This is a genomic window from Acinetobacter sp. 226 (assembly GCF_048147925.1).
Taxonomy (GTDB): Bacteria; Pseudomonadota; Gammaproteobacteria; order Pseudomonadales; family Moraxellaceae; genus Acinetobacter; species Acinetobacter pecorum.
This window is the reverse complement of sequence record NZ_JAYWYX010000007.1, coordinates 1-22,348: the sequence shown is the minus strand read 5'-3', so window position 1 is coordinate 22,348 and position 22,348 is coordinate 1. Positions and strand designations below refer to the sequence as shown.

General features: G+C 45.6%; 17 protein-coding genes and 1 rRNA gene. 7 read left to right on the top strand and 11 right to left on the bottom strand.

Annotation, left to right across the window (positions count from 1 at the left end):
• Window positions 1-23: 23 nt before the first annotated feature.
• From VXP95_RS04320 to VXP95_RS04295, 6 genes are all read right to left on the bottom strand, one after another.
• Window positions 24-1,700, bottom strand: coding sequence for an AMP-binding protein (locus tag VXP95_RS04320; RefSeq protein ID WP_064095170.1), 1,677 nt, complete (start codon window positions 1,698-1,700; stop codon window positions 24-26).
• A 150-nt stretch (window positions 1,701-1,850) separates the two neighbouring features.
• Window positions 1,851-4,070, bottom strand: coding sequence for a DNA topoisomerase IV subunit A (gene parC, locus VXP95_RS04315; RefSeq protein WP_064094681.1), 2,220 nt, complete (start codon window positions 4,068-4,070; stop codon window positions 1,851-1,853).
• 165 nt (window positions 4,071-4,235) lie between these two features.
• The gene (locus tag VXP95_RS04310; protein ID WP_416711526.1) at window positions 4,236-5,555 is read right to left on the bottom strand and encodes an MFS transporter; all 1,320 of its coding nucleotides are present in this window, start codon (window positions 5,553-5,555) and stop codon (window positions 4,236-4,238) included.
• A gap of 129 nt (window positions 5,556-5,684) precedes the next feature.
• A complete protein-coding gene (locus VXP95_RS04305) occupies window positions 5,685-6,329 on the bottom strand; it encodes a trimeric intracellular cation channel family protein (protein WP_064094683.1) in 645 nt (214 codons plus the stop codon).
• Between the two features lie 61 nt (window positions 6,330-6,390).
• Complete coding sequence (locus tag VXP95_RS04300; protein WP_416711524.1) at window positions 6,391-6,855, bottom strand: YchJ family protein; 465 nt, start codon at window positions 6,853-6,855, stop codon at window positions 6,391-6,393.
• A 73-nt stretch (window positions 6,856-6,928) separates the two neighbouring features.
• Entirely contained in the window at window positions 6,929-8,503 is a 1,575-nt protein-coding gene (locus tag VXP95_RS04295; RefSeq protein ID WP_416711522.1) for a TerC family protein, read from the bottom strand.
• Between the two features lie 332 nt (window positions 8,504-8,835).
• On the opposite strand from VXP95_RS04295, the gene VXP95_RS04290 reads away from it, so the two are divergent.
• On the top strand, window positions 8,836-9,456 hold the full coding sequence (locus VXP95_RS04290) for a TIGR00730 family Rossman fold protein (RefSeq protein ID WP_416711521.1): 621 nt from the start codon (window positions 8,836-8,838) through the stop codon (window positions 9,454-9,456).
• Between the two features lie 65 nt (window positions 9,457-9,521).
• Here VXP95_RS04290 and VXP95_RS04285 read toward each other — a convergent pair whose 3' ends face one another.
• Window positions 9,522-10,496 (bottom strand): hypothetical protein, encoded by a 975-nt coding sequence (locus VXP95_RS04285; RefSeq protein WP_064094687.1) that lies wholly within the window; start codon window positions 10,494-10,496, stop codon window positions 9,522-9,524.
• A gap of 348 nt (window positions 10,497-10,844) precedes the next feature.
• Here VXP95_RS04285 and mdtD point away from each other — a divergent pair, with 348 nt between their 5' ends.
• The 6 genes from mdtD to VXP95_RS04255 all read left to right on the top strand — a co-directional run bounded on the left by mdtD (window position 10,845) and on the right by VXP95_RS04255 (window position 17,105).
• Window positions 10,845-12,236, top strand: a complete 1,392-nt coding sequence (gene mdtD / locus VXP95_RS04280; protein ID WP_064094688.1) for a multidrug transporter subunit MdtD — start codon at window positions 10,845-10,847, stop codon at window positions 12,234-12,236.
• A 64-nt stretch (window positions 12,237-12,300) separates the two neighbouring features.
• On the top strand, window positions 12,301-13,080 hold the full coding sequence (locus tag VXP95_RS04275) for a GH25 family lysozyme (RefSeq protein ID WP_416711519.1): 780 nt from the start codon (window positions 12,301-12,303) through the stop codon (window positions 13,078-13,080).
• A 53-nt stretch (window positions 13,081-13,133) separates the two neighbouring features.
• Complete coding sequence (locus tag VXP95_RS04270) at window positions 13,134-14,150, top strand: MBL fold metallo-hydrolase (protein ID WP_416711517.1); 1,017 nt, start codon at window positions 13,134-13,136, stop codon at window positions 14,148-14,150.
• A gap of 20 nt (window positions 14,151-14,170) precedes the next feature.
• The gene (gene dinB, locus VXP95_RS04265; RefSeq protein ID WP_416711516.1) at window positions 14,171-15,226 is read left to right on the top strand and encodes a DNA polymerase IV; all 1,056 of its coding nucleotides are present in this window, start codon (window positions 14,171-14,173) and stop codon (window positions 15,224-15,226) included.
• Between the two features lie 222 nt (window positions 15,227-15,448).
• Window positions 15,449-16,759, top strand: a complete 1,311-nt coding sequence (gene shiA / locus VXP95_RS04260; RefSeq protein WP_416681713.1) for a shikimate transporter — start codon at window positions 15,449-15,451, stop codon at window positions 16,757-16,759.
• A complete protein-coding gene (locus VXP95_RS04255; protein ID WP_064094693.1) occupies window positions 16,749-17,105 on the top strand; it encodes a RidA family protein in 357 nt (118 codons plus the stop codon). The genes shiA and VXP95_RS04255 overlap by 11 nt, the downstream gene beginning before the upstream one ends.
• A gap of 51 nt (window positions 17,106-17,156) precedes the next feature.
• Here the strand turns inward: VXP95_RS04255 and VXP95_RS04250 are convergent, their stop codons facing one another.
• The 4 genes from VXP95_RS04250 to rrf all read right to left on the bottom strand — a co-directional run bounded on the left by VXP95_RS04250 (window position 17,157) and on the right by rrf (window position 22,134).
• The gene (locus VXP95_RS04250; RefSeq protein WP_064102331.1) at window positions 17,157-17,705 is read right to left on the bottom strand and encodes a hypothetical protein; all 549 of its coding nucleotides are present in this window, start codon (window positions 17,703-17,705) and stop codon (window positions 17,157-17,159) included.
• A gap of 398 nt (window positions 17,706-18,103) precedes the next feature.
• Window positions 18,104-20,512 carry a YgiQ family radical SAM protein gene (locus VXP95_RS04245; protein ID WP_144723520.1) on the bottom strand — a complete coding sequence of 803 codons (2,409 nt, stop codon included), beginning with the start codon at window positions 20,510-20,512 and terminating at the stop codon, window positions 18,104-18,106.
• 143 nt (window positions 20,513-20,655) lie between these two features.
• Entirely contained in the window at window positions 20,656-21,870 is a 1,215-nt protein-coding gene (locus VXP95_RS04240; RefSeq protein ID WP_416711513.1) for an MFS transporter, read from the bottom strand.
• Between the two features lie 149 nt (window positions 21,871-22,019).
• A 5S ribosomal RNA gene (rrf, locus tag VXP95_RS04235) occupies window positions 22,020-22,134 on the bottom strand.
• Between the last annotated feature and the right edge of the window lie 214 nt (window positions 22,135-22,348).

The following is a 22,348-nucleotide window of genomic DNA, read 5'->3' as shown; positions in this document are numbered from 1 at the left end:
ACGGCGCTTTTTTCTTACAGAATTTAGGCAGATTTACGTAAATCTTTGCGCAGGATTTTACCTACATTCGATTTTGGCAATTCATCCATAAACTCGACATAACGTGGACGTTTATAACCGGTGAGGTTTTCTTTAGCAAATGCCAAAACCTCTTCTGTGGTTAGAGATGGATCTTTTTTCACCACAAACAGTTTCGGCACTTCGCCTGATTTTTCATCTGGTACGCCAATCGCAGCCACTTCCAGCACTTTTGGATGGGTTGCCAAAACTTCTTCAATCTCAGATGGATAAACGTTAAAACCAGACACTAGAATCATGTCTTTTTTACGGTCTACGATTTTTACATAACCACGTGAATCCATCACACCGATATCACCGGTACGGAAGAAGCCATTAACCATCACTTTGTCAGTTTCATCTGGTCGGTTCCAGTAGCCCTTCATCACCTGAGGACCACGGATTGAAATTTCACCTTGCTCGCCCAATGGAACTTCATTGCCTTCATCATCCAGAATAGCAACTTCGGTTGATGGCAACGGGATACCAATGGTGCCACTAAATTCTTCAGATGCAGGTGGGTTTGCCGTAGCGACTGGAGAGGTTTCAGACAAGCCATAACCTTCAACAATGTTGGTTCCGGTGACTTTCTTCCATGCTGCTGCAGTAGAAGGAAGTACCGCCATACCACCGCCCATTGCCATTTTTAACTTGCTATGATCAAGCTGTTTGAACTCTTCATTGTTCACCAGCGCATTGAATAGTGTATTCACTGCCGGGAAGAAAGTCGGCTGGTATTTACGTAATTCTTTCATCACTGCCGGCAGATCACGCGGGTTCGGAATCAGGACATTCGCCTGGCCTTTGTACATGCCATACAGTGCGCACACCATAAACGCAAAGATATGATAAAGCGGCAAGGCACAGAAAATACGGTCATCTGGCTGACCATCTTGCGCACCAAATTTACTCTGGAAAATACCGTCACACTGTAATAGGTTCGCGACCAGGTTACGGTGCGTCAGTTCAGCACCTTTAGATACACCTGTGGTACCACCTGTGTATTGAAGAACTGCTGTATCGCTTAGCCCCAATTCAGGACGCTTGTAATTGTTTGGGCTAACTTTATTTAAAGCGGTATTGAACTTGACGTGGCCTGGAATATCCCATGCTGGAATCTGCTTGCGCACAGAACGCAGTACAAAATTTACCAGTGTTCCTTTCAAGGCACCCAGCATGTCACCGACAGAAGCTACTACAACATGCTTCACTGGTGTTTTACCGATAATCGCCTGGTAAACAGATGCAAAGTTCTCAATGATCACCAGAACTTCAGCACCTGAGTCATTCAATTGATGCTCAAGTTCACGTGATGTATAGAGTGGATTCACGTTGACCAGTACCAAACCTGCGCGGAACACCCCAAGTGCCACGACCGGATACTGAAGCACGTTTGGCATCATCACTGCAACACGTGAACCTTTTGCCAACCCCAAGCTTTGTAAATAAGTTGCAAACTTGCGACTCGCCTCTTCCAATTCATTGAAAGTCATGGCCTTATCCATAAAGATAAAGGCATCACGCGAGCCGAATTTTTGGAAATTACGTTCAAAAATATCTACTAGAGAAGTATTTTCTGGTGGTAATTCTACTGTTTCTGGAATCCCTGTTTTTTGGTATTCAGCAAACCAAATTTTTTCCATAATGGCCATCTCTCCAATCATAATCCTTAGTATTTCAACTGTTTTTTTCAATATCACACGCCGTTTTTAGACTTGTATATGTGCAATATTGCATCCATCTTGTCGAATCGTTGTTCATATATAACGTATTTTACAGGATGGATGCTAGTCTTATCTTTGAATCAACAGTTTATTTGCTTTTTGGTATCCGCGTGGTAAAAGCTGACCTTTTGCACCACGTTTGCCGAGATATTTTTGCAAATCATCCCCTTTTAATTTTAACTGCTGCTGTCCTGCAAGCACTTGAATTGTTTCATCAAGCTTCAATAGTGTCATGGACAAAATTTGATCACTAGCCTCAAGTTGTATCAATTTATTTCCTTTGCCTTTATTCAACACCGGCAACTCTGCTAAATCGACAATTAACAGGCGCCCTGCCGAACTAAGCAGTGCAACATGCGTGGCATCTTTGAGTAGCTGCAGGTTCATCACTTCAGCCCCTTCAGATAAATTCAGGAAAGCTTTCCCGGCTTTGGCACTGGTATCCAGCTGCTTGGCCTGGGTTTTAAAGCCATACCCTTTACTACTGATGGCCAGAATTTCAGCTTCGTCATCAGCCACCAGAACCTGTTTAAAACCAACTCCGCTGGCAGGAGAAAGTTTTGAACTGAGTGGTTCACCGAGACCACGTGCCGATGGCAGGCTATTGATTGGTAAGGCATAGCTGCGGCCGGTATCATCAATCACATAGACCCGCTGGTTGGACTTGCCTTGAGCATGACTCAAGTACTGGTCACCGGCACGGAAATTCAGATTTTCAGCCTCCACTTCATGACCTTTGGCACAACGAATCCAGCCAGCTTCAGATAACACCACCGTCACCGGATCGGCAGGCAACATTTCAGTTTCATTGATCGCAGCAGCTTCGGCACGCTGTACGATTGGCGAACGGCGATCATCGCCAAATTTCTTGGCATCTTCTTTCAGTTCAGAAATGATCAGGGTCTTCAAGGATTCCGGATTGGCCAGCTGTTCACGAATCACCGCAGCTTTCGCTTCCAGTTCTTCCTGTTCACGGCGCAGTTGCATTTCCTCAAGCTTGGCCAGATGACGTAACTTGAGTTCCAAAATGGCTTCAGCCTGAATCTCGTCAATGCCAAAACGCGCCATCAATACCGATTTTGGCTGATCTTCTTCACGAATAATCCGAATCACTTCATCAATATTCAAATATGCAATAATCAGACCACCCAAGATATGCAGGCGTTTTTCGATCTTGTTCAGATGGTATTGCAGACGACGCGTTACCGTGGTTTTACGGATTTCAATCCATTCCAGCAGAATACGACGAATCGATTTTACCTGTGGACGGCCATCGGCACCAATCATGTTCATATTGACACGATAGCTGGATTCCAGATCTGTGGTCGCAAACAGATGGCTCATGACTGCTTCTGCATCAATACGGTTGGAACGCAGGACAATCACTAAACGGGTTGGATTGACATGATCCGATTCATCCCGTACATCACTGACTAGTGGTAGCTTTTTAGCCTGCATCTGGTCGGCAATCTGGGTGATGATTTTGGAACCTGAGACCTGATATGGAAGTTCGGTAATAATAATTTCGTTTTTATCGATGGTATATACCGCACGCATGCGATAACTGCCACGACCTGTAGTCTGAATTTTTAACAGTTCAGCAGGAGGAGTAATAATTTCAGCTTTGGTCGGCAAATCCGGTGCAGGAATATAGTCTGCGATTTTTTCATCGGTCAGGTTCGGATTACGAATCAGGGCAATGGTACCTTTGACTACTTCACGCAAATTATGCGGCGGAATGTCAGTAGCCATACCCACTGCGATACCGGTCGTACCATTCAGCAGGATATTCGGTACACGTGCTGGCAAGTTCACCGGTTCTTTCATCGAACCGTCAAAGTTGTCCTGCCATTCACAGGTGCCCTGACCCAGTTCAGATAACAACAGTTCGCTGTATTGAGACAGTTTGGCTTCGGTATAACGCATGGCTGCGAAAGACTTCGGATCATCCGGAGAACCCCAGTTGCCCTGTCCTTCAATAAACGGATAACGGTAACTGAATGGCTGCGCCATCAGCACCATAGCTTCATAGCAGGCCGAGTCACCATGCGGATGATATTTACCGAGTACGTCACCGACCGTACGTGCCGATTTCTTTGGTTTGCTGGTCCATTTCAGCCCCAGCTCACTCATGGCATAGACAATCCGGCGCTGTACCGGTTTCAGGCCATCGCTGATATGAGGGAGTGCCCGATCCATAATCACGTACATGGCGTAATTCAGATAAGCTTGTTCGGTAAATTCTGCTACGGAGCGGTTTTCTGTCGCATGATGCGCAAGGCTTGTCATAACAACCTATAGTCCTAAATAATTCGTTTTTGTATCAATGTTTCTTATGCTATGTCGCGACTGTAGATGACACAAGGGCATCAAATAGCTCAGCGCGACAATTTGTGTCTTATGGCCTAAAAATATCCACTTTACAGGCCCTAAGCAACTAAAAAATCATTCACTTTATAAGCCCATCGATTCCAGGGTCTTGCCTTTGGTTTCTTCACCCAAAACCAGAATCACAAGGGCAACAGCGACCAGAACTCCAGTAAACATGGTGAAGACATAACTAAAGCCATTCGGCATGCCCATCAAATGGGTTACGGCAAAAGGCGCTGCAATACCGCCAATCCGGCCAACAGCCCCGGCCCAGCCTGAACCAAAGGCACGGATATTGGTCGGATATTGTTCCGGCGTATAAGTATAGAGCACGCCCCAAGCACCCAGGTTAAAGAAGGACATCAGACAGCCCCAAATCACGATTTCAGTAACACTACCCGACTGGCCAAAGAAATAGGCGGAGATCGCACACATGCCAATAAAACCGGCCAGAGTAGGCTTACGACCCAGCTTTTCGACCAGCCAGGCTGCCACCAGATAACCGGGCAACTGCGCCAGAATCATAATCAGTACATATTCAAATGACTGGACGATGCTATAGCCTTCTTTGACCAGTAAGCTTGGCAACCAGGTAAAGATGCCATAATAGGAAAAAATAATACCGAACCAGATCAGCCAGAGCATAAGCGTACGGCGCGCAAAGATACCCGACCATAACTGGGAAAATGAAATATTCTGCTTCTCTGCGACCGGTTTCACTTCAAAAATTTCATAGACTTGAACGCCACATTGACGCTCAATCTTTTTGACCAGTGCCGAGGCTTCGTCTATACGGCCACGGTTAATCAGGAAAGGAACAGATTCCGGTATCATTTTCCAGATCACAATTGCATACAGTGCAGGCAGGCCACCAATCAGAAAAGCGGTTTGCCAGCCAAAATCAGGAATGACAAAGCGCGATACTAAAGCTGCAACTAACCAGCCCAGCCCCCAGAAGCTTTCCAGCAGGACAATAAAGCGGCCTCGCACATGCGCAGGAATATATTCGCTGACCAGCGTCACAGCCACGGGTAACTGACCACCCAGGCCCAAACCGACAATAAAACGGAAGACCAGCAGCCAGGTCAGATTCGGTGCAAAAGCGCAGGCTGCCGTGGCCAGGCTATAAATGACCAGCGTTGCAGCAAAGACTGTTTTACGCCCAAACCGGTCGGCCAGTCCCCCGGAACAAATCGCCCCAATCGCCATGCCAACAAAACCGATCGACACCACCCAGCTTTTCTGATCTGCAGTCATCTGCCAGTCTTCAGCCATTTTTGCCAGAATAAAGGAAATTAATCCGGTATCCATCGCATCAAACATCCAGCCCAGTCCAATCACCACCAGCAAGGTGTAATGAAACTTACCAATTGGTAAGCGTTGTATGCGAGAAACTAGATCCATAACAAAAATCTCTGATCAGGTGGAACGGGAGATGCTGCTTTCTCAACAGGTGGGCTGCTTTATATTTTTTATACTACGAATTAAGCACAATGCGGTGATTTTATTACCGCATTCATGTCAATGAAAAAATCAGGATTCGTCTTTGGAGGATGCCGATTGCTCATCATCATCTTTATAAATAAATTTTGGCATTTCCAGACCAAAATAAATAGCGATCAGACGTAAGCTAAAACCAAAGATCAGGGTAGAAAGAATGGTGACGTCTTGTGACAAACCATAATAACTACATAACCAGTAAAAGATTACTGACACAAAAGCAATACTGGCATACAGTTCACGACGGAATACCAGCGGCACATCATTACATAAAATGTCACGCAAAATCCCGCCAGACACCCCAGTCAAAACCCCGGCAACTGAACTGACCACAAAGCCATGTCCCATTTCCAGAGAAATCTGACAGCCAATAATGGTAAAGCCGATAAGGCCTAAGGCATCCAGCACCAAGAAGATATTGCGCAAATGCCGCATCCATTTGGCAATCAGGATCGTCACGAAAGCTGCACAACAGGTTAGTATCAGATATTCGGGGTGCTTGACCCAGGTCAAGGGATAATGCCCAAGCAGGACATCGCGAACCGAACCCCCACCCAGTGCCGTGACACAGGCAATAATCATGACGCCAAACCAGTCCATACTGCGCCGGCCAGCAGACAGTGCCCCGGTCATGGCTTCAGCGGTAATTGCAACAATATAGATAACGGTCAGTAACATCGCCCTGCTTCCACCTGAGGCTTTGAGATGGCGGCTATTCTAAGCTAAATCTATGTGAAAGTTATAAGAATCCGGCACAACATTGCTTAAATTTTTTACCTGAACCACAAATACAGGGCTGTTTCATGCCGAGGGTCTGATCCGTGGTCGGATCCAGGAAATACCAGCGATCTTCAAGCTTCACAAAATGTGAAACTTCATGATGTATCTGTGCCTGCTTGCCATCATGATAATAAGCATTGAACTCAACCAATGCATGATTTTTATCCAATTTTTCATCGGCTTGAACAATCTCAAGCTTTAACCACTGATTGGCTTTGCTCCAATCGCTAATTGCCTGCAAGTCCAAGGCCTGTTGCTGACCCAGCGCGGTAGTGGTTTTGATGTAATCGATTTCATGCTTCGCGAAGGCACTGTAACGGGAACGCATGAGTTGCTGCGCAGTCTCTGCGACCCGTTGTCCTGCATGTAAGGGCTGACAACAGCTGTGATATTCACCTTGTCCACATGGACATGCTTCTGACATTTCAGTTCCATAAAAATAGCCCGACAATGCGGGCTATTTTAGCAAATTTTTGCGTCCGAACCTTTGCTATAGTCTATTCCTGCACAGGAAGCGGAATGATATGTACTTTATCGATCTTATGGCCGTCCATGGTGACCACTTCAAAGATATGTCCATCTGCTTCAAATTTTTCACCACTATGCGGTAAACGTGCCATATGGAATAATACATAACCGGACAGGGTGGAATATTCTTCAGTTTCATTGACCAGATCACGATCCAGCAATAAGGAAACATGACGGATATCGGTGGAACCATCCAGAATCAGGCTGCCATCTTCCAGACTTTCTGCAGCAGCTTGCAGCTCATCTTCATCCGGGAATTCACCGGCAATTGCTTCAAGGATATCAATTGGCGTGACAATCCCTTCAATCGAACCATATTCATTCAGGACAATCGCCATTTGCAATGGAGCCTGACGCAATTGCTCCATCACCATCAGGACCTGGGCATTTTCATGCACGATCACCGGTTCACGTAAGTGCTTTTCAAAATCCAGCACCCCGGTTTCAATGTATTCGTTCAGGACTTTATGAGTCAGTACCACCCCGGCAATATTATCCAGTTCACCACGCGCAACGATCAGACGTGAATGGCTCATTTGCAATAACTGTTCTTTGATACTGTCGGGCTCATTGTCCAGATCAATCCATTCCAGTTCAGGACGTGGCGTCATCACCGACTTGACCGGCCGTTCCGACAGACCCAGTACCCCCTGCACCATGACACTGTGATAAATGCCGTTTTCATCATTAAAGACTTCATCAGCAAAGGCACGCGTCGCCAGAACATCTTCCGGCTCAGAAGAATCATTGTCCTGAGCAGGTTTGCCGCCGAGCATCCGCATCACTGCTGAAGCAGTACGGTAGCGCATATCGGTGGTGGTCACCATTTTTTCCTGATTGCGTTTCATGGTCTGGTTAATAAATTCGACAATCACCGAGAAACCAATCGCAGCGTATAGATAACCTTTCGGAATATGAAAACCGAAGCCTTCGACCACCAGCGAGAACCCGATCATCATCAGGAAGCCCAGACACAGAATCACCACGGTCGGATGTCTGTTGACGAAATCCATCAGGGCCTTGGATGCCCAGAGCATAATCCCGATGGCAATAATCACGGCAATCATCATGACTGACAGGTCTTTGACCATGCCAACCGCAGTAATCACGCTGTCCAATGAGAAAACGGCATCCAGCACCACGATCTGCACAATCACCATCCAGAATACCGCATGGACCGGATTTTCTTCTTTGATGACCGGTTTGGCTTCCAGACGCTCATGCAGTTCCATGGTGCCTTTAAACAGCAGGAACACCCCACCAAACAATAGAATCAGATCACGACCCGAGAAAGCATGATCAAAAATGTGGAACAGTGGATCAGTCAGAGTGACCACCCAGGCAATCGAAGCCAGCAAGATCAAACGCATCACCAGGGCCAGCATTAAGCCCACAATCCGCGCGGCATTACGCTGTTCTGGCGGCAATTTCTCCGCCAAAATGGCAATAAAAACCAGATTATCGATCCCGAGTACAATCTCAAGAACAACTAATGTGAGTAAACCGACCCAGGCTGAAGGATCCGACATCCATTCAAAGATCATACGCTTGGCTCCTGACACTCAGGACTGCTGCATTGAATGAACCGAGACTGTAATGAAACAGCATAATATTTTTGATATTGAACAATACCAATTATTTGACGGCGATTTATAGAGTTACACGGCCAACTACCACTACCCATTTTCGTTCTATTGTTGTGAAACCAATTTTTAGTATAGCAAGATCAAATCGAAATTCACCTTTTTTCATGGCTGTTTATCGATGAATTTTGCCTGGCTGGAATGCAGTAAAAATACAGCTGCTCACAGAATTGTCATATTTATTAATTAAGCTAGAGTCACCAGAAAGAAAAATGATAAGGTGAAGAAAATAAATGCAAAGCGTAATTCAAATGACAGATTATTTTAAAGACAACTCCCCAAAAACAACTCGCCCTTTAGTGGCACTCTATTGTGGTTCACGTGCAGGCAACAAGCCGATTTATTTAGAAAAAGCCCTTCAAATCTCGCAAGGACTGGCAGAACATGGTTTCGGGCTGGTTTATGGTGGCGCCAGTATTGGCCTGATGGGACAAGTCGCGGATGCCATGATCCAGCATGGTGGTGAAGTAGTGGGAGTCATTCCCGAATTTATGCTGGACTATGAAATTGCCCATAACCAGCTGACCGAGTTACATGTGGTGACCAGTATGCATCAACGTAAAGCCATGATGGCTGAGCGAGCCTGTTCCTTTGTAGCCTTGCCAGGTGGACTAGGTACTTTTGAGGAAATTCTGGAAATTGCTACTTGGGGCCAGTTGAACCAGCACCAGAAACCGATGATGCTATATAACGTCAACGGGTTCTATGATGCCTTGATTGCACAGCTGGACCGTGCCGTTGAAGATGGTTTTTTACCGCCGCAACATCGCGCCAAACTGATCATTTGCGAACACGAAGAAGAAATTTATACAACTTTAACCAATTTAGGCCATCCACAAAGATTTGTGGTTTAAACCGTTCCAATTAAGAAAAAAGCGAGCACCTGGCTCGCTTTTTTATGGATTTTCAGTGCTCGGACTTATTGACCATAATTCGTCACAAACTCATAAAACATCGGCAAAGTTGTTGCCAGAATGACCGACATGGCCAAACCGAACATCAGTTTCATGGCATCTGCACTGACATTACGTGAAGTACGATGTTTGTTGACTTCATCCAGAATCATCGACATGGCAAATTCACGACCTGCGAGTAAGCCCAGGAATACCCAGGTGGTACTCATTGGAATGTTGCTCCACTCTTTGAAAACTAACAGGATAATGGCATACATGAAGTCGATAATCGTTGCAGCACGAATGTCGGTTACACCGGTTTTGGTGTCGACAATGTTCTGGATGGCTCCGCCACGTTGATACAAAATCACGCCCAGCAACACCACGAATACCGTAATCGCAAACATCAGGAATTCAAACGGCACCTGACGTGGTACATACACGAAGATGTTGGCCAGATCCTGAATCAGCCATTGGCTCCACAGGAAACCGGTAGAGACCCACTGCAAGCCCATCCAGACCTTGGAGTGCTCCTGATGACGTGTCTTGGCAAAATGGCGTGCCAGCTGCTTGGCCACAAAACGATAGATGACAATCGCCACGATAAAGGCGACGGCATAGCCCATCATCGATTTGACCATCATCGAGCCTAGGCTGGCAGGAGAGAAGATCGTAAGCACCAGGAAGGTAGTACTGACTGGAATCCCGTATCTGGTCAGTATTAACAGGAGAATAGGCGGCACAATATACAGCCAGGTAATGCCACCTTCAGGGAAAGGAATGGTTTCTAGACGACCGTATGAGGCATCACCTACCCCGGATGCATACCAACCATAGATCAATACGACAATTAAAATTGAGCTGATATAAATCCACAATACCCACCATGGGCGATGGGAATTTGATGAAATAAATGTCCCTAAGGTTTGAGGCACATCATTTCCGACAATAGAATAGGCGGCTAAACAGAAGCCGATCACCATCAAAATCTCGATTGTCATAAACACAAACCTATACGCGAGGAGATTTCAGCACTGCTGAAAAGTTGGCCCAAGATTATGACGGTTTTATTTCATTTTAATGACAACACTGTCATATATATGCCGGTCTTACAAAAAAGAGCAGCGAAGTGCTCTGAATCTAGCAGCTTTTAGCGGCTCTAGATCGACTTGATAAATCATAGGGCGACTCCCTGATGTCATTGCTCCCTTATGCCCAGAACATGACTTTACCATGACCGATTTCTTGCAGTTCCTTGACACACGACGCTATAAAAGTTGACACGCTTTATATACGACATACCCGGCTGTTTCCTTTAAACTATTAAAAATTTTAAGCTTTCCATAATTATGAATGCCACGCCTACGCATCAAGCCCTAGATCCTGAATTCAGACTGCTGGTCTTGTTGGTGTCGATCGGCTTTTTTATGCAGGGGCTGGACAGTACCATTATCAACACGGCCCTGCCCGCAATTGCTAAGAATTTACAGGAAGATCCGCTGCGGATGCACGGTGTGGTCGTGGCTTATGTCCTGTCAGTGGCAGCCTGCATCCCCTTGAGTGGCTGGCTGGCGGACCGTTTTGGGGTCAGAAACATCTATTTTTCTGCCATTATCATTTTTTCTCTGGCATCGTTGGGCTGCGCCTGGGCTGAAAGTCTGAATGAATTACTCATCTATCGGGTATTTCAGGGCATAGGGGGTGCCTTTTTACTCCCGGTTGGCCGGCTGGCGATGTTGAAGATTATCCCACGAACCCAGTTCTTGGCTGCCATGAGCCTAATGAGCCTGGCCGGACTGATCGGTCCGCTGATTGGACCGACCTTAGGCGGATGGATGGTCGAATATATGTCCGTGCGCTGGATTTTCCTGATTAATTTACCGATTGGCATCCTGGGTGCCCTGATTACCCTTAAAGCCATGCCCAATGTGCTTGAACCTACGGTAGCACGTTTCGATTTTGGCGGTTTTATCCTGCTCATCATCGCCATGGTATCGCTATGTCTTGGTATTGAAAATTTTGCCAGTCCACAACATCCGCTCTGGTGGAGTCTGGCCCTGATTCTGGCTGGATTGGTAGCTTCGCTTATCTATGCCTATCATTCGCACACCCATCAGAATGCATTATTCCGTAGCAAACTGTTTAAGAATAAAATTTATTCGATCGGAATTCTGGGTAATTTTTTTGCGCGTCTGGGCGGTAACTCGATTCCATTTTTATTGCCTTTAATGCTGCAGGTGGCATTTGGTTTTGAACCCTTTATGACCGGCTTGCTGATGATTCCCACTGTACTCGGTTCCCTGGCCTCCAAACCGATTATCCGCAGTATTGTGCAGCGCTTCGGCTATCGTCGTGTCTTGTTGGTCAACACCTTGTTGGTCGGCCTGTGTATTGCCAGTTTTTCCCTGACTACAGCAGACACCCCGCTCTGGTTAAGAACCATGCATTTCTTTATTTTCGGGGTTCTGAATTCACTCCAATTCGTTTCTATGAACACCCTGACTTTAAAGGATTTAAACCAGCAGGATGCCAGTAGCGGCAACAGCTTTCTGTCAATGATCATGATGCTGTCGATGAGTATCGGGGTGGCACTGGCCAGTACCCTGGTCAACATGCTGGGTGCCTATTACGGCGCTGACAATCTGGTGGCTGCTTTTCATATGGCACTGATCTGTTTGGGCTGCATCAATATTATTGCGGCCTATATTTTCTGGCATATTCCGAAAAACACCCCTGTCTAATGCGATAATAAAATTCAGACTGAGGCGGTCTTTAGACCAGCTCAGATACAGGTAAGGACTGAAGATGCAAAAACATCAGATTTGGAGCAGATATAGCAAGCCGCTTTTAGTAGGGTTTGGCTTTCTGGTCATATTGGTTACGATCGCCATGGTTTATCTCTATCTGATGAAAACCCCGTCTTCCCATGCGGCAGATTATCCAATTCAAGGATTTGATGTATCGCATCATCAAAAAGAGATCCAGTGGCAGCAGATTCCGCATGAAAAGTACCGTTTTGTTTATCTGAAAGCCACTGAAGGCGGCGACTTTAAAGACACCCGTTTTCAGGAAAACTGGCTCAAGGCCCGGGAACGCGGCTTTCTGGTTGGTGCCTATCATTTTTACCGGCTCTGCCGCGATGGCAGCATTCAAGCCCAGAATTTTATTGACTCCGTACCCAATAAACCGGATGCCTTACCGCCAGTAATTGATCTGGAATATGACAGCAAATGCATCAATACCTATTCTAAAGAGCAGCTTTTAAACGAAATTCAGGTGATGCACGATGCTCTGAAAAAGCATTACGGCAAGCAGCCGATTTTCTATATTTCTAAAGCTTTTTATAATATTGTACTGGCAGGAAATTTTCCCGACGTACCGCTCTGGGTACGTGAATACAAGGGCCTGCCTGATTTAAAAGATCAGCCAGCGTGGCTATTTTGGCAACATACCAGTCAGGGGAAAATTCCCGGTATTAGCACACCGGTAGACCTGAATGTTTTTTATGGCTCAGAACAGCAATGGCTGGAGTTTCTCAAAAAGAATGCGATTGCAGTACCTTCATATGAAGAGCAGGCGAAATAAAGTTAATCGCCTGAAAATAGGTTCTTTATAAAAACAACAAGGAAATACAAAGATTGAAATGGATAAAAGGCGTTTTACTCGGTCTGCTAATTCTTCTCCTGCTCATCGCGGGTACACTGGCTTATCTGTTGCAAGCTTCAGGAAAACTCAGGGACTTTCAAGCGTGGCAGCCGAAAACCGGTACCTCCGTTCACGGTCTCACCGTTAAATTTTTTGGTGTGTCCACCCTGTTACTCGATGATGGCCACGATCAGATCCTGATCGATGGTTTCTTTAGCCGGCCATCTTTGTGGCAGGTACTTAGCCGCCCTATTCAAAGTGACAGGCTACTCCTTGAACAACTGGTGCAACGCCATGAATTAAGTCGAACCCAAGCCATTCTGGTCACTCACTCGCATTATGATCATGTTCTGGATGTACCGGCCTTACTGGAAATACTTCCCAAAACTGCTGTCGTCGGTTCGCCGAGCACCCTGAATATCGCCAGGGCAAACCCCAAAATTACTCGACAGCAATTACAGCCGGTTAAGCCTGGGCAAGTACAGCAATGGGGAAATTTCCAGATCACTGCCATTCCCTCACAACATACCCCGCCCACAGCGGTAAATGATGATTTAGGCGAAGAGTTGCTGCAGCCTTTTACCCTTCCGGCCAAATTTTCCGAATTTAAGGAAGGTGGCAGTTTCGATTACCTGATTGAGCATGCAGGATATAAAATTCTGGTCAAGGCCAGTACCGGATTTATTCCGGAGCAATTGCAGCATCTGGAAGTCGACACCCTGTTTTTAGGCATTGCCCAGCTCTCGAGACAATCTGCTGCCTATCAGCAGCAATATCTGGCTGAAACCCTGAACCTGCTCAAGCCCAAAGTGGTGATCCCGGTACATTGGGATGATTTTTTTCAGCCTTTAAACCAGCCGCTGCAATTTTTACCCCGTCTTGCCGATGACTCCCCAAAAAGTTTACAACTTCTGATTCAGGCTGCCGAGAGACAAGGGACCAAAGTTGTCCTGCTCAGCGGACCACAGCCCTATTTACTCAACGCAGCCGTCGCTTCCCAATCCGATTAAAGCCCCTTAAGATAGCGAACATGCGCAAAATTATTCATATCGATATGGATGCGTTTTATGCCTCGGTAGAGCTGCGTGAACGTCCAGAACTGAAAAACTTACCTATGGTGATTGCTTCGCATCATCCTCGGGCGGTGGTCGCGGCTGCCTCCTACCCGGCACGGGTTTATGGCCTGCGTTCTGCCATGTCCATGGGGCAGGCGCGCAAACTGTGTCCTCAGGTCATCGTGATTGAGCCGGATTTTGCCAAATACCGGCAGGTATCGGCACAGATTCATCACATCTTCCAGCAATATACTTCCCTGATTGAGCCACTGTCTCTGGATGAAGCCTTTCTGGATGTCACAGAGAATCTAAAACAAATTCCAAGTGCTACCGAAGTCGCCATGCAGATTCGCGAGGATATTTTTCAAGCCACCGGATTAACCGCGTCTGCTGGTGTAGCGCCCAACAAGTTTCTCGCTAAAATTGCTTCGGACTGGCACAAACCGAATGGCATCTGTGTGATTAAGCCATCACAAGTTCAGGGATTTATCCAGAATCTGCCCCTAAAAAAAATTCCCGGTGTGGGAAAAGTTACCCAGGAAAAACTGAGCAGCCTGAACCTGAACACCTTGGGAGATTTACAGCAGATTGATGAAGCCTTACTGATTCAGCATTTTGGCAAATATGGACGACGGCTGTTTTTATATGCTCAAGGTATTGATGAACGACCGGTCGAAGTGGAACGAGAACGCCAGCAAATCTCTAAAGAAACTACTTTTGATGATGACCTGTATCTGAGTGAATGTCGTCCCTACTGGGAGCCCTTACTGGTACAGGTTTGGCAAAGTCTGCAAAAGAAACAGCTTTCGGCTCGCGGCGTTACGGTCAAATTAAAACTCAAGAACTTTCAGGTAATACAACACAGTAAAAGTTTTAAGCAGATACTGCGTAGCCCACAGGAACTGGCACAAGCCTTGGACTTACTGCTCGACGATCTGCATATTGCCCCGCAGATGCAATTCCGGCTGATCGGTGTAGGCGTATATCAGCTCAGCGTCCCCGAGATTGAAACCCAATTGTTACTGCTCTAAGCAGTTTCTGTTCATGTTTTAAGCATCGGTTTAAAAAGACGGCAACTTTGTTTTTACATTTTGATTTTTTAGAGTAATCTATCTGCGCAATGCATTATCCATGTATGTGCTGAGATGCTGAAAATCACCTTTACTTTCAGCATGCTGTCCTGTAATTGGCGTGACGATCAAATCCGAATATTACAGGGCAACTCTGATGTAACTCATGGAATTCCCTCCTGCATGTCTTCTGTAAATTCTTCTGTTATTCAAGAACAACGCGCACGTAAAGCTGCGCTATCTAGTTTTGTTGGTGCTGTTGTCGATTGGTATGATTTTCTCCTTTACGGCATTGTTGCAGCCTTAATTTTTAAAGATCAGTTTTTTCCCAGTATTGGCGAGAACATGGGTACCCTGGCAGCTCTGGCCACCTTTGGGGTCGGCTTCCTGTTTCGTCCTTTAGGTGGTGTAGTATTTGGTCACTTTGGTGACAAACTCGGCCGTAAAAAAATGCTGGTACTTACGGTAATCCTGATGGGAATTTCCACGGTAGGGATTGGCCTGCTGCCAAATTTCGAGGCAATTGGCTGGTGGGCACCGGTACTACTGGTGTTTTGTCGTGCCTTGCAAGGCTTTGCCGTCGGTGGTGAATGGGGCGGTGCAGCCCTCATGGCCGTAGAAAATGCACCAAAAGGAAAAAAGGCCTTTTATAGCAGTGGTGTTCAGGTCGGTTACGGCGTCGGTCTGGTTCTGGCCACCGGTGCAGTATCGCTTATACTCGCGACACTGGGTGAAGACGCCTTTGCTGAGTGGGCATGGCGTATTCCCTTTTTAGCCAGTATCGTGTTGATCGGCATTGCCATGTGGATTCGCCGTGATCAGGATGAATCTCAGGAATTTGTAGAAAAGGTGGTGAAAGCAGACCATCAGCCAGAAAAGCTGCCAATCTTGCAGGCCATCAGTAAACATCCTAAAGCTTTTTTCTATATCATTGCTTTACGTTTGACCGAATTGCTGACCATGTATCTGGTCACCAATTTCGCCCTGAACTATTCCACCAGTAATCTGGGCATGGACAAACAGTTCTTCCTGAATATTACCTTGATGGTCGGGGCCATTAGCTGCTTCAGTATTCCCTTCTTTGCCTGGCTGGCAGATAGATTCAATCATCAGAAAATGTGTGTCTGGGGTGGTTTGATTGGTGCACTCTCAGCCTTTCCATTTTTTATGGCGCTCGATGCACAAAATACCTGGATGATTATCATCGGGGCAATTTTACTGGCAAACGTTGCCCATGATATGGTGGTCAGTGTCCATCAACCGATTTTCACCTCACTGTTTGGCACCGAATACCGCTACAGCGGTGCCGGAGTTGGCTATCAGGTGGCGAGTATCATTGGTGGTGGATTTACCCCATTTATTGCAGCTGCACTGGTGATTTGGGCAGACGGTTCATGGCATTATGTAGCGATCTATCTGGCGGTGGGTTGTCTGCTGACTGCACTGGTCGCAGCCCTGATGCCCAAAACTCAGGATGAACAACATGACAGTTGAACGTTTACACGTATCGAAACGCTTTTCGGAAATTGCCATTGCCGGTAATCTGGTACATCTTGCAGGCCAGCTGGCTACAGATGTCGAACTGGATATTAAAGGGCAAACCCAACAGACTTTAGATATTATTGACCAGTTTCTGGCAGATGCCGGTACTGATAAAAGTCACATCATGTCAGTCACAATTTATCTCAAGGATATTGAGCATGACTATGCGGCTTTTAATGAAGTCTGGGATGCCTGGGTGGCGGATATCGAAGCGCTGCCTCGTACCTGTGTCGAAGCAAAACTGTATGATCCACGGGTATTGGTCGAACTGACCGTCGTGGCGGTTAAACCGGAATAATTTTCCTAGATCGATTCATAAAAAAGCATGCTTCTGGCATGCTTTTTTGTTTTAACCGACTGCTTTAATTTTACTGCGCTCTAAATCTGAATATAGATAGTATTTTTTCAGATCATTGCTAACTGTATATTTGGGCATTTTCTGCATTTGCGCTTGCTCCTGCAAAAAGTCTTGGCGCAACTGATAATATTCCGGCACATCGTCGTAACGGATCACCCGATAACCAGCCATGGTCAGTAATGCATCCTGGAACCCTGTCTGTTGTGGACGCTTAAGGATTAAAGGGTCATCTACCGCTACAACTGCCAGAATCTGATATTGCTGATCCAGAATTACAAAATCGGCAGTCAGGTTACGGTACTTGTGTCGAGTCCGGTTAAATTTGGTGGTCATTAAGGCATCATAGGAAACATGAGCCAGGATGATGCATTCTGGTAAAACTTCTCTCAGGCGAGTGAAGGTCAATTGCTCATTCAGATTGAAAATTGCACGCTGCTTCAACGCGCTGTCTTGTGGTTTGGAATTATTTCCTAGCTTTTTCCATGCCATGAGCACGACACAGAAGAGCAGGAAACTCCCAATCATAATATAGGTGGTCATGCCTAAATCCTTGCATTCTTATAGTCATTTTTGTTTTATTGTTGTGCAGTATAAACCCACGCTTTATTTTAAATAGAGCTAACAACCAATCTGCTTAAATACCCATACAACCGGTATCAAAACTCGATTTTGTGTTACCTAAAATGACATCTTTTTGAATGCCAATGAAAGTGGATTTAAAGTACTGATAACGCACTCTAAAACATCCATAGAATTGATCGCAATACAAATCTGCTTAACTGTAGGACAATTCCGACAAACTGTTATTTTTATACCACTTTTTAGCAATACATAATGCAAATAATACTTCCCTTTACATTTTTTAATCATAGTCCTTAGCTACGTTACTTTACCTCAGCGCTAAAAAAAGACACCGAAGTGTCTTTTTATTAACTTAATTATGCACGTGATTTGGACTTCGCTTTAGGCTTTTGCCCACCAAAGGGTTTTTTGGTATCGCCCGTTTCACGTGGTGGTAAACCCGTGTGCTGGGTCAGAATTTGACCACGCTCAGGACGCTTCTTGGTATTTGAAGGACGGGACTGAGCTTGTGCAGCCTTGCTACGGTTCCCCTGCTCGCCGGTACGTTTTTGCGAATCACCAGCAACCGTCGAATTTTTCTTACGTGCCGATTGATACTGACCGTCTGTGCTGCCTGCAGGCTGATAAGTCGGAATCAAATGCTGTTTCGAGTTACCAATTAAATCCTGACGACCCATTTCTTTCAGGGCTTCACGCAGTAAAGGCCAGTTGTTTGAATCATGATAACGCAAGAAAGCTTTATGCAGACGACGACGCTTCTCACCTTTCACAATGTCGACATTTTCCGTATAACGCGCCACTTTCGCCAGCGGGTTTTTACCAGTGTAATACATGGTGGTTGCAGTTGCCATTGGTGATGGATAGAAGGTCTGTACTTGGTCGGCACGGAAACCATTCTTCTTCAACCAAATGGCGAGGTTCATCATGTCGTAATCGGTGGTACCCGGATGCGCCGCGATGAAATAAGGAATCAAGTATTGTTCCTTGCCTGCTTCCTTACTATAACGATCAAACATTTGCTTGAATCGGTCATAAGTTCCAATGCCCGGCTTCATCATTTTATTGAGCGGACCTTTTTCGGTATGCTCAGGCGCAATCTTAAGGTAACCACCGACGTGATGCGTCACCAACTCTTTCACATATTCAGGGTTCAAAACCGCAAGGTCATAACGTAAACCTGAACCAATCAGAATCTTTTTAATACCCGGTAAGTTACGCGCTTTACGGTAAAGCTGTGTCAACGGTGCATGATCAGTATGCAGATTCTGACATACACCGGGGAATACACACGATGGTTTACGACAGTTCTTTTCAATTTCAGGATCTTTACATGCCAAACGATACATGTTGGCTGTTGGACCACCTAAGTCTGAAATAATGCCTGTGAAGCCCGGCGCTGTATCACGAATCTTTTCTACTTCACGCAAAATTGATTCTTCAGAACGGTTCTGAATAATACGGCCTTCATGCTCTGTGATCGAGCAGAAAGTACAACCACCGAAACAACCACGCATGATGTTCACCGAGAACTTAATCATGTCAAAAGCTGGGAAACGTGCATTACCGTAAGAAGGATGTGGCAGACGTGCATAAGGCAGATCAAACACATAATCCATTTCTTCAGTGGTCAATGGAATTGGCGGTGGATTTAACCATACGTCACGCTCACCATGCTTTTGTACTAATGCACGGGCGTTACCTGGGTTGGTTTCAAGATGCAGAATACGGTTAGCATGTGCATATAAAACTGGATCATTTGACACTTCTTCAAAAGCAGGCAAACGAATCACCGCCAATTCACGCGGTGGTAGTTTATGTTTAATTGCTTTAGATGCCGGTTGTAGCTGAACGATTTGCGTATTTTCGTCCAAATTGTCGCCTTCACGGACAATTGGATTAGCGACATGTTCTTTTTGGAAACCCTGATACTGACTCGAGTCCTTCCCCTGCTCAATTTCACAACCTTCAATATCTTCAGTCATGACGTAAGGGTTAATAATTGGTTCGACACGACCAATGGTATCGACATCATTCGATGCGATTTCAACAAATTTGGCTTTCGATGGGCGGTTGTGTTTATTGACAATAAACGCTGTACCACGAACATCGGTAATATCTTGGATTTTTTCACCACGCGCCAAGCGATGCATGATTTCAGTAATAGAACGCTCACCATTACCGTACATCAACAGATCAGCTTTAGAATCCATCAATACTGAACGACGCACTTTGTCTGACCAATAGTCATAATGTGCAATACGACGCAGTGAAGCTTCAATACCACCTAACAGGACAGGCACATCTGGATAGGCTTCACGGACACGTTGGCAGTATACAGTTGCTGCACGATCAGGACGTTTATTTGGCTGGTTGTCTGGTGAATAGGCATCGTCGGAACGGATTTTGCGATCTGCCGTATAACGGTTGATCATCGAGTCCATGTTGCCCGCAGTTACACCCCATGCAATATTGGGTTTTCCCAATACACGGAAGGCTTCAACATTGGTCCAGTCTGGCTGTGCAATAATCCCCACACGGAAGCCTTGTGCTTCTAGGGTACGGCCAATAATGCCTGAACAGAATGAAGGATGATCGATATAGGCATCGCCACAGACTAAAATAAAATCACAACTGTCCCAGCCGAGTTGATCCATCTCCTCGCGTGACATCGGCAAAAATGGCGCAGGTTCAAAACACGACGCCCAATATTTGTCGTAATCAAACAACGCTGTAGGCGCTGTCTGCATGGTATAAGCAGTAGACATGGCTAGCAATTCTCGGCTGGCAGATGGAAGATCAAAAAATAGATCAAAGATGAAAGCCGAGCATTTTAGCATGAATTCGGCCGAGGTTGCTTGATTATAATTTATACAATATAGACTTTAGGACCTTAATCAGGAATATATACTCATTTTATTTCTAGCTTGCTTATTTTAGGTTTTAACTGTTGAGCTACAAATAAACCAATTACCAAAATAATGCCGATGAACACACTGAGGCCGAACCATCCCGCCTTTTCCCAGATCAGACCACTCGAACTGCCGAGTACACTGGACCCAAGATAGTAGCAGAATAAATAGAGTGACGATCCTACAGCACGATACTGTAAAGATTGCACAGATACCCAACTGCTGGCCGTGGAATGTGCAGCAAAAAATGCAAAGGTAAAAATGAGCAGACCAATAAAAACAAGCACCAAGCTGTTGACTAGCATCAACACTAATCCTAGCAGCATGCTGGCAAGCATGGCCACCAATACCTGGAAACGTCCAAATTTCTGGCTCCATGCCGCCGCACGAGGCGAACTATAAATTCCTGCCAGATAGGTAATAGAAATCACGCCAATCCAGACATGCGACAGCTCAAAAGGTGACTGAATCAGGCGATAGCTGAGATAATTAAAGACTGAAACAAAACAGCCCATCAGGATGAAACCTTGCAAGAACAAGATTCGCAGTTTGGGATCACTCAGATTATGCTGAAATGCGGTAAGGAAACGGCTCAATTTAATAGGATAAGCTTGAAAATTCCTAGATTTAGGCAACAAAAAATAGAAGGTTATCGCAATACAGAGGTTAATTAGTCCTATAATTAAAGTCGCTGACTGCCAGGAAATAAAGTCTACCAATACCCCAGCAATCAAACGGCCACTCATACCACCAATCGCAGTTCCAGAAATATAGAGTCCCATGGCCAAACCGATATCTTTCGCGGCCACCTCTTCCCCAATATAGGTCATCGCCACTGCGGCCACGCCACTCACGGTTAAACCAATTAATATTCGGGTAGCCAGAAATACTGACCAAACTGGCAATACAGCACTCAGTAACAACAATACTGAAACTGAAAATAAAGACCAGACCATAATCGGCTTGCGGCCAAAACGGTCCGAGATTAGTCCAGTAAAAATAAGACCAACAGCTAATGCAATGGTAGAAAATGAAAGTGGAAAACTGCTTTGCGTAGGAGAGATATGAAAATAGTCTGCCAGAATCGGCATCATCGGCTGAACACAATACAATGAAGAAAAAATTGCAAATCCAGCCAGAAACAAGGAAAACAAAACCGCTTTAAAGGCAGAGGACCCATATTCAATATGGCTTGAAGATAAATTTGAGGACATATCCGCTCCAGAAACCTGTTCCAGTATACGCCTACCCTGCGGATTTTCTGCTGTGGTTTTATGTGAAAAATAATATTTATAAGCTTTCGACTAAATTCCCACATAAAAAAACACCCCCGGCCTTTAGACCGGGGGTGTTTCGAATAATGAGCTGGCGATGACTTACTCTCACATGGGTAATCCCACACTACCATCAGCGCTAAGAGGTTTCACTTCTGAGTTCGGGAAGGGATCAGGTGGTTCACTCTTGCTATGGTCGCCAGCACAACTGTTTATGACTTTGCGTTTGGTCTTATTTAGATGCCAAGGCTTGGTCAAATGAGTTATTAACAGAGATACTTGAGTTAAATTAGGTTGTCCATTTTATCTAGCTTTTCAACTAAATCAAGTTTGATCGTTTGATTTCGAATCAATTGAGCGTTATACAACAACTGTTTGGGTGTTGTATAGTCAAGCCTCACGAGCAATTAGTATTGGT